Source organism: Bradyrhizobium sp. USDA 327 (assembly GCF_041262065.1).
Lineage (GTDB): Bacteria > Pseudomonadota > Alphaproteobacteria > Rhizobiales > Xanthobacteraceae > Bradyrhizobium > Bradyrhizobium liaoningense.
In genome coordinates this window covers 6,238,087-6,254,988 of record NZ_JBGCCW010000001.1, presented here as the reverse complement: position 1 = coordinate 6,254,988, position 16,902 = coordinate 6,238,087, and the positions used below count along the sequence as shown (strand labels likewise).

The following is a 16,902-nucleotide window of genomic DNA, read 5'->3' as shown; positions in this document are numbered from 1 at the left end:
TTCTGATATTGCGCTGCGCGCTCTCCTTCGCGTCTCTCGGTTCTCACGGCGTCACCTCATGTCATCCGGGATTCCAGAAATGTCTGAATTCGCGTTCGCGTACCGGCGATGTTCGTCGCGTTGCGCTCGCCTTCGATGAACAGCACCGGGATCTTCTCGGCCTGCAGCCTCTGCTGGATGTAGGGGTATTCGTGCAGGTTGGTGTCGCAGAACTTGAGAACGTAATAGATGACCGAGTCGACGCCGTAGGCGCGCACCAGCTCGAGCATGTGGCGCATCCTCACATCGGTATCGAGGCGGCGCGCGCTCGTGTGCTTGTCGAGATAGTAGGCGGCGATCGCCGCGACCGGCTCGGCGTCGGGATCGATGCGGCCTTCGAAGTACTTCGCTCCGTTGCTGATGTCGGCGCAGATCGCTTCGGCGCCGGTGTCCTCGATGGTGTCGATGATACCCTGGTGATCGAAGTAGCTGCCGCAGATCATGACGCGATGCGGCCGCCGCCGGGGCATGGAGTCGGAGGCCTTGAGCGCGTCGAGCAGGGTCGCGACGCGGTGGTTGAACGCGTCCTTGAGCCCCGTTGTCGCCGCCTTGACGACCCCGATCGCTTCGCCGCCCGACAGCACCCGCCTGCCGTTGCGGGCATGGCGATCGAGTTCCTGTACCAGCGCGCGCAACCGGTTGCACGTCTCGATCGCCCGCCCGAGCGCATCGTCGCCGATCTTGCGGTCATAGCGCCGCTCGAGCGCCCCGATCAGCTTGCGCAGTTGGGTCGCGAAGTAGGCCTTCGAAAGGTCGCTGGCATCCCCGGGCAGATCGAGATAATACGCCGACTGGCCGGGCACATCGCACGCCCACGCCTCGCACAGGCGCTTGCGCATGTCGCAACCGTTGACGAACACGACGCCGTCGGCGAAGTCATGGACGCCGTCCATCCCTTCGCTTAGACAGCCCAGCACGTACGAGCAGTAGTTGGCGCTCAGTCGCGCGGCGGCATCGCTCGTGTTCGCTTGTTCCCCGGTGATGCGAAACGGGATCGCTCCCGCGGCGAGAAGAATTTCCTCCGGCGTGTGAATCGACACGAATCCGAGCTTCGGTTCCGGGCGGGCGCGCAGCAGCTCGAGCCGATCTCGGTGCAGGTCGACGACGTCGCGAATGGCATCCTGCACGGCGGTTGCGGTGCTCATGACGGGCTCCCAGATGCCTCGATGGCGTTGGAAATGGCCGAGATCGTCGGGGCAGACCGAATCCGGCAGAGGTCGGGTGCGGCGCCGAAGCTCGAATGGATGCGGGTCGCCAGCCGCGCGGCCGCCAAGGATGTCATACCGAGCGCCGACAAGTCCTCGTCCGGGGAAATCGTGTCGACGCCCAGCACGTCCCCGACGATCTCGGCCACCTTGGCAACGGACGGGGGCGAGGCTGCGGCCGGCTCCGGCGCCAGTTCGGGAAGCGGCAACTGCTCGCGCTGCACGCGCCCGTCGAGGTCGCGCGGGATCGCGCCGACCTGCATGTAGGTGTCGGGAATCATCGCCGGCGGCAGCCATTGCGCGAGGTGGTGCCACACCGCCTGGACGAACGACTGGGCCGGCACCGGCCCGGTGCCGCGGACCACGATGAAGGCGACCAGCCGCTCGCTCAGCGGATCGCGGTCGTCGAATACCACGACGGCGTCGTCGATGGCGCCGTTCGATCGCAGCAGGCACTCGATCTCGGCAAGCGACACGCGGTGGCCGTCGATGCTCGCCTCCATCACCGGCCCGGTCAACGCGATGGTACCGTCGGCGAGCCAGCGCGCCGACTGGCCGGTGCGAAACATCCGGCCCGGCGCCCCATGCGGACACGGCTCGAATTGGCGCGACGTGGTCTCCGCATCGTCCCAGTAGCCGGCCGCAACGCCGGCGCCGGCGACGCACAGCTCGCCGCTCACGCCGACCGGCAACATGCCGTCGTCATGGCCGAGGATCCGGATATGTGACAACCCGGCCGGCTTGCCGATGTTGTCGCCCGCCCCGGTGCCGCGCACCGGGAGGCTCGTCGCCAACACCGTGGTCTCGGCGGGGCCGGCGCATCGCACAAGCTCGTACTTGCCCCGCCGCACCGCTCCCACATGGCCGCCGCAGGTCAGCACGAAACGCAGCGTCTCATTCTCGAGCCGCGCCAGCCTCTCGCAGTGCGGCGCCGGCAGCCAGGCGTGGGTCGGGCCGTTCCGCCGGAGAAAATCGTCGAGCAATCGCCCGTCGCGCGCCGTCTCGTCCGGCAGTATCAAGACCGCTGCGCCGGCGCCCAGGAACGGCCACAGCTCGAGGGACGACGACCGCCCGGCGACATCGCCGTATTTGACGCCGCGATCGTCCGGCGCGACGGCGAAGCGCTCGACGTACCAGCGGCATCGCTCGCGCAAGGACCGCTGCTCGATCATGATACCTTTGAGGACGCCATCGCGGTCCGCGGCGTACTCGACCAGCGCAAGCGCCGCGCCGTCAGGCCACCGATCGAGGCTCGAATCGTCCGCTTCCAGCGCGGCCGCGCCGGCGATATCGACGAATGGCACGGCGCAGCGTGGCCGGCGCGATCGCGCGTCGCCAAGTAGCAGCGGTGCGCCGCTGTCCGCCAGGACGAACGCGAGGCGCTGCTCCGGCCAGTCGCACCCCACCGGAACGTATGCGGCGGACGCCTTCCACACCGCAAGGATGGCGACGATCATCTCGAACGAGGGCCGCGCCATGATGGCGACGCGATCGCCCGACTGCACGCCGGACCGCACGAGATGCCGGGCCAACCGGTTGGCGCGCCGGTCAACCTCGCCGAACGTCGCCTGCGTCCCGCCGCACAGGGCGGCGACGCGCGTTGGCGCGACCTGCGCCCAGTGCTCGAACAGGTGCAACACAGTGCGGTCGTCATCCGCGGCGCGGCTCGGCGGGTTGAACGTCTCCAGGACCTGCCGCCTCTCTGCGTCGGTCGCCAGCGCGATGTCGCCCAGCCGCATGGCCGGATCGGCGACGATCTGCGCCAGAAGGTGCAGGTAGCGGTCGGCGAGGCTGCGCATGGTCGAGCGGCGAAACAGCTCGGTGCTGTACTCGAGCTCGAACGCGATGCCGCTCGCCCGTTCCAGCGCCCCCAGCGTCAGGTCGAACTTGGAGACGTGGTAGCCGGCATCCATCTCCTCGACGCTGACCCCGGGCACCTGCATCGCCACGAAGGTCTGGTCCTGCACCACGAATATCGTCGTGAACAGCGGCTTGCCGCCGCGCCGGATCATGTGGGAGACCATCAAGTTCCACAGCGGGTATTCCTGATGCTCGAGCGTGCCCAGAACGTCGGCCTTCACGTGCTCAAGGAACTCGTCGAAGCGTAGCTCCCGGCGCGGCCGGCTGCGCGTCGCATGGGTGCTGACGAACATGCCGATCACGTCCTGCACGTCCGCCAGGTAGCGGCCGGACGTCGGCACGCCGACGATGACGTCCTCAGCGCCGCTGTATTTCGAGAGCAGGACGTCGTAGGCGGCCAGCAGCAGCATGTAGAGCGTCACGCCATGCCGCGCGCACAGCGCCTTAAGAGCGACGTGAGTTTGCTGGTCCACCTCGAAGCGCAGCCGGCCTCCGGCGAACGAGAACGCCTCGGGACGCGGATAGTCGGTGTCGAGCCGCAGCAGCGGCGGCGCGTCGGCGAACAGTTCGAGCCAGTACTTCTCCTGCGCGCGCACCTTGTCGGACTTCAGGTGGCCGTCGAGCCACGCGGCGAAATCCTTGAACGTCGCAGCGGGGAGCGCCGGCTGCGCGCCGGCGTAGAGCTCGGCGATCTCCTTGTACATCAGCCCCATCGAGGTGCCGTCGCTGACGAGGTGATGCACGTCGATCATTAGCACATGGTCGCCGCCGCGGAGCGGCACCAGCGCGGCGCGGATCAGCGGCGCCGTCGCGGGGTCGAACGGCCGGATGAAATCGCGCACCACCTCTTCGAGGTCGTGCTCGTCGCATTCGGGAAGCCGCTCGAGCGCGAGCTCGACACGCGGCGCGACCTGCAGCCTCAGCCGCCCCGCCACCATGCGGAACGAGGTCCTGAACGCCTCGTGCCGCTCCGTCAGCCGCCGGAAGGCCGTCTGCAGCCGCGCCGGATCCAGCTCGCCGCGCAGCCTGAACGCGAACGGCAGATTGTACTCCACGCCCTTTCGTGAGCTGCACACCGCGTGCAGCAGTGCCTGCGTCGGCGTGGTCGGGTAGTGCAACGACGGCGGCGCCGGCTTGAGCACCGCGCGATCGTGTGCCGCGACGTTCTCGAAGCAGCGGGCGAGCGACGCGACGGTCGGATGATCGAACACGACGCGGAGCGCCAAATCGGTCGCGAACTCCTTGTTGGCCTTGGCGAGCATGATCGTGGCTCGCAGCGAATCGCCGCCGATCTCGAAGAAATTGTGGTCGATTCCGACGTGCTCGCGCTCCAGCACGCCGCACCAGATGTTCGCCAGCCGCCGCTCGGCATCGGTGCGCGGCATCACCGTGCCGCGCGCGGCCGCGCTGCTGCTGTCGAGCGCCGGCAGCCCGGCGAGGTCGATCTTGCCGCGCGCGTTGAGCGGGATGCTCTCCACCGCGAACAGTTGCGCAGGCACCATGTAGTGGGGCAGCCGCTTCGCGAGATACGCGCGCAGCTCGGCCGGCTCTTCGTCGGCCTGCCAGACCACGCAGGCGCATAGGTGCTTGTTGCCGTCCCGGTCGTCGCGCGCGACCACGACCGCGTCCTTTACGGCGTCATGCGCGAGGATCGCGGCCTCGATCTCGCGCGGCTCGATGCGGCAGCCGCGCACCTTAATCTGATTATCGGTGCGACCGATGAACTCGAGACTGCCGTCGGGCAGCCAGCGCACCACGTCGCCGGTCCGGTACATCAGGCTACCCGGCTCGAACGGATTGGCGACGAATTTCTCCGCCGTCCGAGCGGCATCGCCCACGTAGCCACGCGCGAGGCCCGCGCCCGAGATGCACAACTCGCCCGGGACGCCGATCGGCACCAGCGCGTCGGCCCGGCCGAGCACATAGGCCCGCGTGTTGAAGATTGGCCGGCCGATCGGGATGTGCTCGGACGCCTCGGTGACCATCGCGCTGGTGGCGACGACGGAGCTCTCGGTCGGCCCGTAGTTGTTGACGACGCGGTACCGTGTTGGCCTGAACAGGCGCAGACGGTCTCCGCCGGTCAGCAGGATTCGCAGCGAGGTGTTCTTGAGCTCGCCGAACAGCTCGTAGATCTGCGTCGGCAGGAAGCTGACGGTGATCGCGTTGTTCTCGAAATACCGGTTGAGCCTCGGCAGATCGATCCGGACATCCTCATCGATAACGTGCAGCTCCGCACCCGCCTGCAGGTAGGGAAAGATCTCCCACACCGACGCGTCGAACCCGAAGCGGGCGAACTTGGTGGCACGGTCCGCTGCCGTCACGGCGAACGTCTCGTTGTGCCAGGTGCACAGGTTGTTGACCGAGTGATGCTCGATCAGGACCCCCTTAGGAGTTCCGGAGCTGCCCGAGGTGTAGATCAGGTAGGCGGGATCGTGCGGACCGACGCGGGCGTCGAGAGCGGAGTCGTCTCCCTGGTAGACGTCGGGGGCCTCAAGATCAATCACCGGCCGCGAGGTGTCCCGCCACTCGGCGCCGCCGGCGGTCACGACGACGCAGGTGCAGCTGTCGCTCATCATGGCACCGGCACGATCGGGCGGGCAGTCGCGATCTATCGGCAGATAGGCGCATCCAGCCTTCAGGATTCCGAGCACGCCGACGATCATCCCTGTGCACGGACCGGCAATGATCGCAACCGTTTGCCCGGCGGCCGCACCGCGTGCGGCCAGACGGCGGGCCATCTGGTTGGCCCGGCAATCCATCTCACGATAGGTGAGAGCCGCCCCCTTAAAGACGATCGCAGGATGATCCGGCGTGCGCCTCGCCTGCGCCTCTATCAGCCCGTGAATGGTCTGCTCCGCCGGATAGGGGCGGCTGGTGTCGTTGAATTCGACCAGAAGTTGGCGGCGTTCGGCCGCGGTCAGCAGGTCGAGCTCTGCGATCCGGCAACTGGGATCGACACTGATTTGCTCGAGGATGTGCCGGTAGTGCGCGGCGAGCCGCTCCATGGTGCTGCGGCGGAAGAGCTGGGTACAGTATTCGAGCTCGAAATCGATGCCGCCGTCCCGCTCGGCGGCGAGTAGCGTCAGGTCGAACTTGGAGATCATCAAGTCGAAGTCGAGCGGCTCGATCCTCGCGCCGTCGACCTCAAATGATCGTCGGTCGTGAGCGACCATAGCGAAAACAGTGTCGAACAGCGGATTACGGCTGAGATTCCGCTCGACTGCCAGTTGCTCGACCAGTTCGTCGAACTGGTAGTCCTGATTGGCGTAGGCTTCCAGCGCGCGATCACGCACACGGGCGAGGAACTCGGCGAACGGCAGCTCGTCGCGCGGCTGGTTGCGCAGCGCCAGAGTGTTGACGAACATGCCGACGATCCGCTGCAGGGCCGCATGGTTGCGCCCAGCGACCGGCGTGCCGACTACGATATCGTCCTGGCCGGCGTATTTCGCCAACAGTACTGTGTAGGCGGCGAGCAGTAGCATGTGCATGGTCGTGCCGCAGCGCCGATTGATCGCCCGCAGCCGTTCGATCACCGGCGCGTCAAGCCGGAACTTCACAAGGTCGCCGGCGAAGGATTGGACGGCGTGACGCGCAAAATCGGCCGGGAGGTCGAGCACCGGCGGTTCTCCCGCAAAAACTTGCTTCCAGTGCTCGCGTTGCGCACAGATCGCGGCGCTGCCCGCATTGACACGCTGCCACACCGCGTATTCCTTGTACTGGACGGACGCCGCCTCGATCGACTCGCCGCGATAGGCCGCGACGAGATCCTCCAGGATGATCTCGAGCGAGATGCCATCAGACACGATGTGATGCGAATCGACAACGATGGTGTGAGCGTCCGGCGCATCGGCTAGAAACGCGGCCCTGATCAGGGGCGCACTGGCGAGATCGAACGGTCGGACGAAGCGGGCCATCGTCTGCGCGACGGTCGAAAGCCTGTCTGCTGAGAGCGGCTCGAACGCGAAGTTGACGCGAGGATGGACGATCTGGACGATCTCGCCCTCGTTCAGCGCGAACGAAGTCCGCAATGCCTCGTGGCGGGCGACGAGCGCCGCGAACGCCCGATGCCATCGCGCACGGTCGAACGGTCCCTTGACCGCGATCGCCCACGGGACGTTGTACTGGACGTCGTCGGGAGCCATCTGATTGAGGATCCACAGCCTTTTCTGCGCCGACGACACCGGATAGTGCGGCTGCGCACCGACCGGTTTGATGTCGGCCGACAGCCCCTGACCGCTAGGCGCCAGCAGCTCCCCGAGCTCGCGAATGACGGGATGGGCAAACACGTCGCGGAGCTCGAGCTTGGCGCGCAGCTCGCGCTCGATCATCGCCACCATGATGGTCGCCTTGAGCGACTGGCCGCCCAGCTCGAAAAAATTGTCATCGACCCCCACCCTTTCTAGACCCAGGACCTGTTCCCAGATCCTCGCCATCGCGAGCTCGATTGGCGAACGGGGCGGGGCATAGGGACGGCCGGAGAGCGTGAGCTCCCGCGGATCGGGGAGCGCCTTCTTGTCGACTTTGCCGCCGCGCGCCAGCGGAAGCGCCAAGAGCGAAACGAACCAGGTCGGCAGCATGTGGGCCGGCAGTTGCTGCGCAAGCTGCGCCCGCAAATCAGTTGCCGACGCGTGGTTATCCATCACAACATAGGCGCACAGCCGGGCATCGCCGGCGCTGTCATGCCACGTGGTCACGACCGTGGCCGTCACTCCAGCCAGGCGGCGAACATGTGCCTCGACCTCGCCCAGCTCGATCCGGTAGCCGCGGATCTTCACCTGATCGTCGTTGCGTCCGAGGTAGTGCAGGGTGCCGTCCGCAGCGAGCCGCGCCAGATCGCCGGTGCGGTACATGCGAATGACGTCGTCGCCGATGCGCCTGGTCACGAAACGCTGGGCCGTGCGCTCGGGGTCGTTGAGATAGCCATTGGCGAGGCAGAGACCCGCGATGTAGAGCTCTCCTGTGACGCCCACCGGCACCCGGTTGCCATGGCCGTCGAGAACGAAGACGCTCGTGTTGTCGATCGCCCTGCCGATCGGCACCGACAAAGACCTATCCACGGGCTCATAGCGATGGATCGTGCATCCGACCGTCGCTTCCGTCGGGCCGTATTCGTTGAACTGCTCGACCCGCCCGTGAAAGCCCGCATCGATCTCGGCGGCCAAGCTGGACTTAAAGTCCTCGCCTCCTACAATGATCTTGCGCAGCCTCTTAGGAACCCGATCGCAATCGCGCAGCACCTCAAGCAGGAGGGCGAGATGCGAGGGCGTCACCTTCAGGAGCTCGACCCGATCGTCCCGCACGATCGCGCGCGTCAGTCCGAGCGCATCGGTGCAGCGATAGACCACGCAGCACCCGCCGCTCGTGAGCGGCACGAACAGCGACGTGATGGTCAGGTCGACCCACAACGGGGAATGCAGCGCGAATGGCGTGTCCCGGCCAGCCTCGTAAGTCGCCGTCGCACAAGTCACGTAGTTGGCAAGCGCCGCGTGGGAGATCATGACGCCTTTGGGCGTGCCGGTCGACCCTGATGTATATAGGACGTACGCTGGATCCTCCGGCCTGATCTGTGCGGGCGGCAGAGGGTCATGGCTGCTATGTTCGATCTCTTCGCCGAGCCGGATCACGAGGACGCCGGGGCACGCGGGCCAATCCGCCTGACCGTCGCTCAACAGCAGGGCGACGCCGGAATCGGCGCGAATGCGCTCGAACCGCTCGGCGGGCGTGGCGGGATCGATCGGCAGAAAGGCCGCGCGGCATTTGAGAATGGCAAAAAGCGCGACGAGCATGTCGGCCGACGGCGAGGCCGCCACGGCGACGAGACTGCCGGGGCCGATACCGTTCCGCTGCAGCCTTGCGGCCCAAGCGGTCGAGCGCCGATGGAGTTCGCCGTAACTCAGGTCACCCGCGGACGACGAGACGGCACAATCCCCCGGAGCGGCGCGGACCTGCGTGAGGAAGAGATCGAGCACGTTCGTCTCGCCTGTCTGCCAGTGCGCAGGGGCCGTCAGTCGGTACTCATCCGCAGTCAGCATGTCGATCTCTGACAGCTTCACGCGCGGATCGGCAGTCACGCGTGCGAGGATATTGAGATAGTGGGCGGACATTCGTTGGATCGTATCCCTGCGAAACAGGTCGGTGCGGTACTCGAGCTCGAGCATGAGCCCGCCATCCTGTTCTTCGATGACGGTCAGGCTGAGGTCAAACTTCGCGATGTGGTAGTCGAGCTCGTACCGGCTGAACTCGATCGCACCGTAGCGCCCGATCCCGGGCTGTTGCGTGAGCGCACAGAACATGGTGTCGAACAGCGGATTGCGCGCAAGATTGCGCGCCGGCGCGATCCGATTAACCAGTTCCTCGAACTGAAAATCCTGGTTCTCGAACGCGCTCAGACAACTACCCCGCACCTCCTTTAGATATTCGATGAAAGCCAGTTCGCCCTTCGGCCAACTCCTCAGCACCAAAGTGTTGACGAACAGACCGACGACGTCGCGGAATCTTTCCTCCTGCCGGCCGGCCACCAATGTCCCGAGGACGACATCGTCGTGCCCCGCATATCTCGCCAATAGGATGCAGTATGCGGCGAGGAGAACCATGTACATGGACGCGCGGCCGCGCGCCGCGAGGCCGCGCAGCGCGGTAACAAGCTCGGCGCTCGGTCGGGTGAAAATTCTCGCGCCGGCGTACGAATGCGCCGCCGTTCGCGTGGCGTCGGTCGGCAGCCTCAGCTCAGGCGGATCGGCGAGGAGGGCGAGCCAGTAGGCCTCCTGCGCCTTTGCCTGCGCGGTGCAAGCAAACTGCCGCTGCGACTCGGCGAACTCTGCATAGTCGGCGGATGGAGGATCGAGACGCTGTCCGCCGTAGAGCCGGCCGAGGTCCCGGCTAAGCACGTCAACCGATACCCCGTCGCAGATGATGTGATGCAGGTCGATCAGGAGCACATGCTCGGCGTGCTCCAGCCGGATCAGACAGGCGCGCAGCAGAGGCGCGCGATGAAGATCGAACGGCCGTACGAATGCTGACTTGATCCGTTCGACATCGGCATTATCACCGGCGACGAGGACCGGCAGCGCTACGCGGACATGGGGTTTGATCTTCTGGACCACTGCGTCGCCCGCGACCGTGAACGCGGTGCGCAAGCTGGCGTGGCGCGCGACGAGCGCCGCCAGGGCCCGGCGCAGCTGGCGCACGTCGAGCGGTCCCTCGAGCCGAAGGGCGAGCGGGACGTTGTACGCCGTGCCCTCAGGCGACAGCCGATTAAGCACATACATACGACTCTGGTTTGCAGAGGCCGGGCGTACCGCGGGCTTAGCGGACGATCGCATGGGAGACCTCCCCCGGCTTGCAACTCACGATCGCCAAGGCGAGCTCCTCCACGGTCGGCGCGTCGAACACCATTCGCAGCGAGACAGGGACGCCGAACTCCGCCGTCAGCCGGCATGCCAGCGCGCTTGCCTGCAGCGAATGCCCGCCAAGTGCGAAGAAGTTGTCGCTGGCGGAGACCTCGGCCCTGCCCAGGAGCTCGCACCAGATGCGAGCGATGCCGATCTCCTCCGCACCGCGCACTGGCACCCTGTCCTTGATCTCGCCGCCAGCTTCCGGCAGCGGCAACGCCCTCGGGTCGATCTTGCCGCTTTCGGTCAACGGCAACCGCTCGACCCGGCAGAAACTGGCCGGTACCATGTAGCCGGGCAACAGGGTCGCCAGGTGCGCGCGCAGCGCGGCGGCGCCGACCGCGGTGTCGGCGGCGAAATACGCGCAAAGTTGCTGGTTGCCATCCTCGCCGGGCACCGGCAAGACCGCGACCTCCCTGACGCCGGGAAGCTCGAGCAGGCGATTTTCGATCTCGCCCGGCTCAGTGCGGAACCCGCGGATTTTCACCTGCCGATCGGCCCGGCCGATGAACTCGAGCATGCCGTCCGAGCGCCGCCTCACCAGATCGCCGGTCCGATATAGGCGCTGTCCCGGTACAAACGGATCCGCCACGAACCGTTCGGCAGTCAGCGCGGGACAGTTGAGATACCCGCGCGCCAGCCCGACGCCACCGACGAAGAGCTCGCCGATTGCGCCGACCGGCGACAGCATCATCTCGCGATCGAGAACATAGGCACGCGAGTTGGGGATCGGCTTGCCGATCGGGACCGTGCGCAGCTCGCCGCGAGTGATCGGATAGCAGGTCGAGAAGGTGGTGTTCTCGGTCGGCCCGTAGGCGTTGATCACGGTGAGTCGCGGGTTCGCCTTGCGGGCGAGCTCGACATGCTTGAGCGACAGCACGTCGCCACCGGAAAGCACGTAACGAAGCGGTCGGAAAACGCTCGCATCCGCCTCCACCAGATGGTTGAACAGCGCAGGCACGCAGAACATGACCGTGATGCGGTTCTCGGCGAGAAACGCGCCGAGTCTCGCGGCGTCCAGCAGCACGTCGTCGCCGGCGAGATAGAGCCGAAGCCCATTGAGAAGCGCGCCCCAGATCTCGAACGTGGTGGCGTCGAATGAAGGTACCCCGGTCTGCAGGATGCGGTCGTCCGCGACGAGACGCATGTAATCCATGTTGGTCGCCAGGTTGACGACGCTGGCGTGCTCCACCATCACCCCTTTCGGCGTCCCGGTCGATCCCGACGTGTAGATCACATAGGCGAGGTTCGACGGCCCCGTCCCGCTCGCCGTGTCGACCTCGTAGGCGCCGGCCGCGCCGGTCTTGCCCAGCCGGAAGACGGGGCCGGTGAAATCGAGCGCCGGCTCGTCGTCATCGGCGCGGATCAGCGCCCGCGGCGCGGCGTCGTCGAGTATCTCCTGCACCCTTCTTGCCGGGCTGTTGCGCGCGACGGGCAGATAGGCGCCGCCCGCCTTGAGGATCGCAAGCTGGCCGATCACCATCTCGGCCGAACGCTCGCCGAGGATCGCCACGATGCCATCAGGGCCGACGCCGCGCTCGCGCAGGGCCTTGGCCAGGCCGTTCGCCTCGGCGTTGAGCTGCGCGTAGGTCAAGGCACGCTCGCCGTCCACGACGGCGAGCGTGTCGCCTTTCCTGGCGACCTGCGCCTCGAACAGCTCGTGCACGCATTTCGTAGGCGGATAGGGCGTGGGCGGCGGATTCCAGCCGTCGACCAGCTGGCGCCGCTCGGTCTCCTCGACCAGGCCGAGCTCGGCCACAGGCACGTTCCAGCCGCCGCGAAGCAGGCGCAGCAGCGTGATGTAGTGGCCGGCGAGCCGTAGCACTGTCTCCTTGCGCAACAGATCAGTGTTGTGCTCGATGCGGATCTCCGCGCCTTTGGTCCCCCAGTGGAGGTCGAAGATCAGGTCGACCTGGACGGCATTCGTCTGCGTCGCCACGTCGATGGAGCGCGCCCCGTCGAGGCCGGCGAACAGCGTTTCGTCCTCGGCGTTGCGCACCACGTTAAACATGGTGCGAACGAGCGGGACGCGCCCTTCCCCCCGCCGCGGCGCCAGCCTCTGCACCAGCCGCTCGAACGGATAGTCCTGCATGCAATAGGCGGCTTCGACCTGCGCATGCACCATCTGCACGAGCTGGTCGAACGTGCAATCGCGGCGCACGTCGACCCGCACCGCGGTAATGTTGACGAAGAAGCCGACCGTCTCGTTGAGGTCGGCCGCATAGTGCCGGCCGGAAAACAGCACCCCGGTGGTGATGTCGTCCTGCTGGCAGATCTTGTGCAGCAGCACGAGATAGGCGGAAAACAGGCTCGAGAACAGGATGACCCGCCGCTCCCAGCCGATCCGCTGAAAATCGTCAATCAGGTCCTTGTCGATCTCGACGATCTCGAGCCCGCCCTTGAACGAGACGGCCGCGGAAGGAGCCGCGTCCGTCGGCAGGTCGAGCGCCGGCGGCTCGTCGCGGAATTGGTCGAGCCAGTAGGCCTCCTGCTCCAGCGGCCGCTCGGGCGCGAACTGGCGCCGCTGCCAGACCGCGTAATCGGCGTAGTCAAGGCGTACCGGCGCCAGCCCGTCCGCCGCACCCCCGACCAGTCCGTTGTAGATGGCGGTGAGATCGCGCCAGAGCAGATCGACGGATGCGGCGTCGGCGATGATGTGGTGGACGCGCAGCAGCAGGACGTGGTCTTGCGGCGCGAGCCCGAGGAGCACGACCTCGAACAGCCGCTCCTCGAAGGTCCATCGCGAGATCGGCTTCTGGCAGATCTCCGCCAGGCGCGCCGCGATCGCGCTCTCGACGCCGTTCTGTGCCTCGCGCGAGATGTCGATCGCGCGGAACGCGCCCGCGCCGCGCAGGTCGAACGACTGCGTGGCGCCGCTCGCCCGGTTAGAGATCCGCGTGCGCAGCGCCTGATGCCGCTCGATCAGCAGCTCGATGGAGCGGCTGAGTGTCCGGGCGTCGAAAGGCCCGGTCAGGCGCTTGCAGGTGTTGATGTCCCAGATCGAGCTGTCAGGCTCGAGTTCGCACAGGTGAAGCACCCTCTCCTGCTGGAAGGTCAGCGGATACGGCCCGACGCCCCCGGGCGGGATCGGCGGATATGATGGGATCGAGACCTGTGTCACGGTGCGCCCTCCCATGTGCGGATGCGCGGCGCCGCGCTTGACCCGGGGTCGCATGGCGGGCCCGCATCAGGCGCGCGGCTCTCGGCCCGCGCCCGTGAGCTCTCGACCAGCGCGGCCATCTCTCGGATGGTCGGCAACTCAAGAAAGTCGATGACTGACAGCCGCGTGCCCAGCGCGGCATCGACTGCTGCGATGAACCGGAGCGTCAGCAGGGAGTTGCCGCCGAGCTGGAAGAAGCTGCTGCTCGGGTTGAGCCCGCGCGCATTCAGCAGCCGCTCGGCGATGTCGATGATGGTCTGCTCCAGCTCCGTCGCCGCGCCGAGGGCCGGTGCGACCGCGGACTCGCCCGGCCACGGCTCCGGGAGCGCCTGCATGTTGATCTTGCCGTTCGCCAGCCTAGGCAGCCGCTCGATCGCAATCAGATGCGCCGGAATCATGTAGGCGGGCAGCCATGCGGCGAGCTCGTCGCGGATCGGCTGGGCCGCGAAGCTGCCGGACTGCATGACCAGGTAGGCGACGAGCTCCTTCTGGCCCGATCCGTCCGTGCGCACCTTGATCGCGACGTCTGCCACGCCGGTGCAGGTACGAAGCTTGCGCTCGACCTCGCCGATTTCGATGCGGAAACCGCGGATCTTCACCTGCCCGTCGGACCTGCCGAGACATTGGATCAGCCCGTCCTCGCTCCATTTCGCCAGGTCTCCGGTGCGGTAGAGTCGTTCGCCGGGCCAATGCGGGTTCGGCCGGAACTTGTCGTCGGTCAGCGCGGGATCGTTGAGATAGCCGCGCGCGAGCCCGGCGCCGGACAGGCAGAGCTCGCCCGTCAACCCGACCGCGACTGAATTGAGCTGCGCGTCGAGAATGTACGCCCGGGTGTTGGGAAACGGCCGGCCGATCGGAACCACGAGCGTCCGGTCGGCGCGCGGCAGCGCGTGCCTGCTGGCATAGATCGCGGCCTCGGTCGGGCCATAGAGATTCTCGAGCCGCACGCCCCGCACTCTCGCGTGGAACCGGTCGACCAGCTCCGGCTTGAGCGGCTCGCCGGCTGCGAACACGTAGTGCAGCCGCTCGAGTGTCGGCGCGTCCTGATCGCGCACCGCCGACAGGAACGCGTCGAGCATGGACGGAACGAAATTGATGTGCGTGACGTCGTAGGACGCGATGGCGGCGAGCAGCTTGGCCGGGTCCTTCTCTCCGTCCGCGTCGAGCACGGCGAGCCGTCCCTGCGCGAAGAGCCAGCCGAACAGCTCGGCGGCGGCGACGTCGAAGGTGTAGTTGGTCTTCAGCAGGATGGTCTTGTCGGACAGCGCATACCGGGCCTCAAGGAACGCGAGCGTGTTCATCAGCGCGCGATGCTCGACGATGACGCCCTTCGGCCGTCCGGTCGAGCCGGAGGTGTAGATGACGTAGGCGGGGCCCGCAGGGTCGACTGCGCGCCCGAGGTTTTGCTCGTCGTCCGAATATGCGGACTCCTCGTCGACGCAGATGCGGGTCAGCGGCGGAAGGGCGGAATCCCCGGCCGCTGCGGAGACGGCCGCGCCTCGGAGAAGGAGCGTGCGCGCGCCGCTGCTCTGCAGGATGTAGAGGATGCGCTGCAGCGGGAACTGCGGATCGAGCGGCAGATAGGCCGCGCCCGCCTTGAGGATCGCCAGCAAGGCAATCACCATCTCGGGCGAGCGCTCGAGCAGGACCGCGACGGTAGCGCCGTGATCGACACCGGAGGCGACCAGCGTCGCGGCGAGCTGATTTACCCGCCGGTTGACCTGTTCGCAGGTGAGCACGCCGGCGGCGGACACAATCGCCGGCTCGCCCGGGGCCCGCGCGGCGCGCTCCTCAAGCAGGTCGACGACGGTGGGCGCCGGCGGAGGCGGCGCAGCCTCGCCCTGCGCGAATGACAGGACGAGACGCCGCTCGTCGTCATCGAGCATGCTAAGCGCGCCGGCGCGCGCATCGGGCGCGCGCGTGATCGCGTCGAGAAGGGTCGCGTAGTGGCGCAACATGCGCAGGACGGTCGCCTGCGCGAAGAGATTGGCATTGTATTCGATCCGCAGCTCGCAATCGTGCGCGCCCATGTGAACGTCGAAGAACAGGTCGACTTGGGTGACCGTGATGTCCGGCTCGCGCCACTCCTCAGTTTCAACCCCGCTGAAGGCCTGCGTCTCGTCCGGCACGCTGATCATGTTGAACAGGGCGCGGAAGAGCGGGTTCTGCTTTCGCCCGCGATCGGGCGCGAGCTTGTCGACGAGGCGCTCGAATGGATAATCCTGCATCTCGTAGGCGTGGATGACAGAGGCATGCGTCGCCTTGACGAATTGCTCCACGGTCTGCGTGGGATCGAGCCGCGCGCGCAGTGCCACGGTGTTGGAGAAGAAACCGGCCAAAGCCTTGAGCTGTGGCGTGTAGTGGCGGCCGGAAAACACCGATCCGACGACGATATCGTCCTGGCGGCAGTAGTGATGCAGCAGCAGGTAGCATGCGCTCAGCATGGTGGAGAACGGGATCACGCGCATTTGCAGGCTGAACTTCTGAATGCGCTTGGTCAGTTCGCGCGACAGGCGATGTCGCGCGAGCGCCCCATGGAAACTCACCACCGCGCCCGCGTGATCGTCGATCGGAAGGTCGAGCTCCGGCAGCTGGCCGGCGAACTGGTTGAGCCAATAGGCCTCCTGGACGCGGGTACTCTCCTCGCCGAAGCGGCTGCGCTGCCATTTCGCGTAGTCGAAGTAGCCGATCGCCGGCTTTCCCGGCAACGCGGCGCTTGCGAGTGCCGCATTGTAGGCGACCTTGAGATCGCCCCACAGGATCCGCAGCGTGGTCGCATCGGAGATGATGTGGTGCAGCTTGAGGATCAGCCACGTCTCCGCCTCGGTTCGCCGAACCAGCACGACCTTGAACAGCCATCCGCCCTCGAGCGTGAACGGCGTCTGGTATTCGCGGTTGAGCAGCGCGCGCGCCTCGTCCTCGCCGGCCTGCGCAGGCATCTCTACGAGCTCGAACGTGCCGTCCGGCGTGTCGTGCTTCGACTGGAATGGCGTGCCGGCGATCAGTGCGATCCGCGTCCTCAGCACCGCGTGTCGCTCGACCAGCGCATCGATCGCCCGCTTCAACGCGGCGATGTCCAGTCGACCGACCAGCCGCTTGCAGGAGATCCGGTTCCACAAGGGACCGTCCGACGACAGCTTGTTGAGATAGAGCACGCGCTCCTGCTGAAACGAGAGCGGATAGAGCTGGACCTCGCCGCAAGGCTCGATGCGCAATGGTGACGTCTGGCTCCGCATGTGGATCTCCT

General features: G+C 66.7%; 4 protein-coding genes. All 4 read right to left on the bottom strand.

Annotated features, from left to right (window positions below; genetic code table 11):
- Positions 1–56 precede the first annotated feature (56 nt).
- From ABIA42_RS29520 to ABIA42_RS29505, 4 genes are read right to left on the bottom strand one after another with little or no spacing between them, the layout of a single operon-like run.
- A complete protein-coding gene (locus tag ABIA42_RS29520) occupies positions 57–1,184 on the bottom strand; it encodes a 2-hydroxyacyl-CoA dehydratase subunit D (RefSeq protein WP_370118567.1) in 1,128 nt (375 codons plus the stop codon).
- Positions 1,181–10,426 carry an amino acid adenylation domain-containing protein gene (locus tag ABIA42_RS29515; RefSeq protein WP_370118570.1) on the bottom strand — a complete coding sequence of 3,082 codons (9,246 nt, stop codon included), beginning with the start codon at positions 10,424–10,426 and terminating at the stop codon, positions 1,181–1,183. Before ABIA42_RS29515 ends, ABIA42_RS29520 begins: the two co-directional genes overlap by 4 nt.
- Positions 10,410–13,616 (bottom strand): amino acid adenylation domain-containing protein, encoded by a 3,207-nt coding sequence (locus ABIA42_RS29510; RefSeq protein ID WP_370118573.1) that lies wholly within the window; start codon positions 13,614–13,616, stop codon positions 10,410–10,412. The genes ABIA42_RS29515 and ABIA42_RS29510 overlap by 17 nt, the downstream gene beginning before the upstream one ends.
- Positions 13,613–16,891 carry an amino acid adenylation domain-containing protein gene (locus ABIA42_RS29505; RefSeq protein ID WP_370118576.1) on the bottom strand — a complete coding sequence of 1,093 codons (3,279 nt, stop codon included), beginning with the start codon at positions 16,889–16,891 and terminating at the stop codon, positions 13,613–13,615. Before ABIA42_RS29505 ends, ABIA42_RS29510 begins: the two co-directional genes overlap by 4 nt.
- Positions 16,892–16,902: the final 11 nt, after the last annotated feature.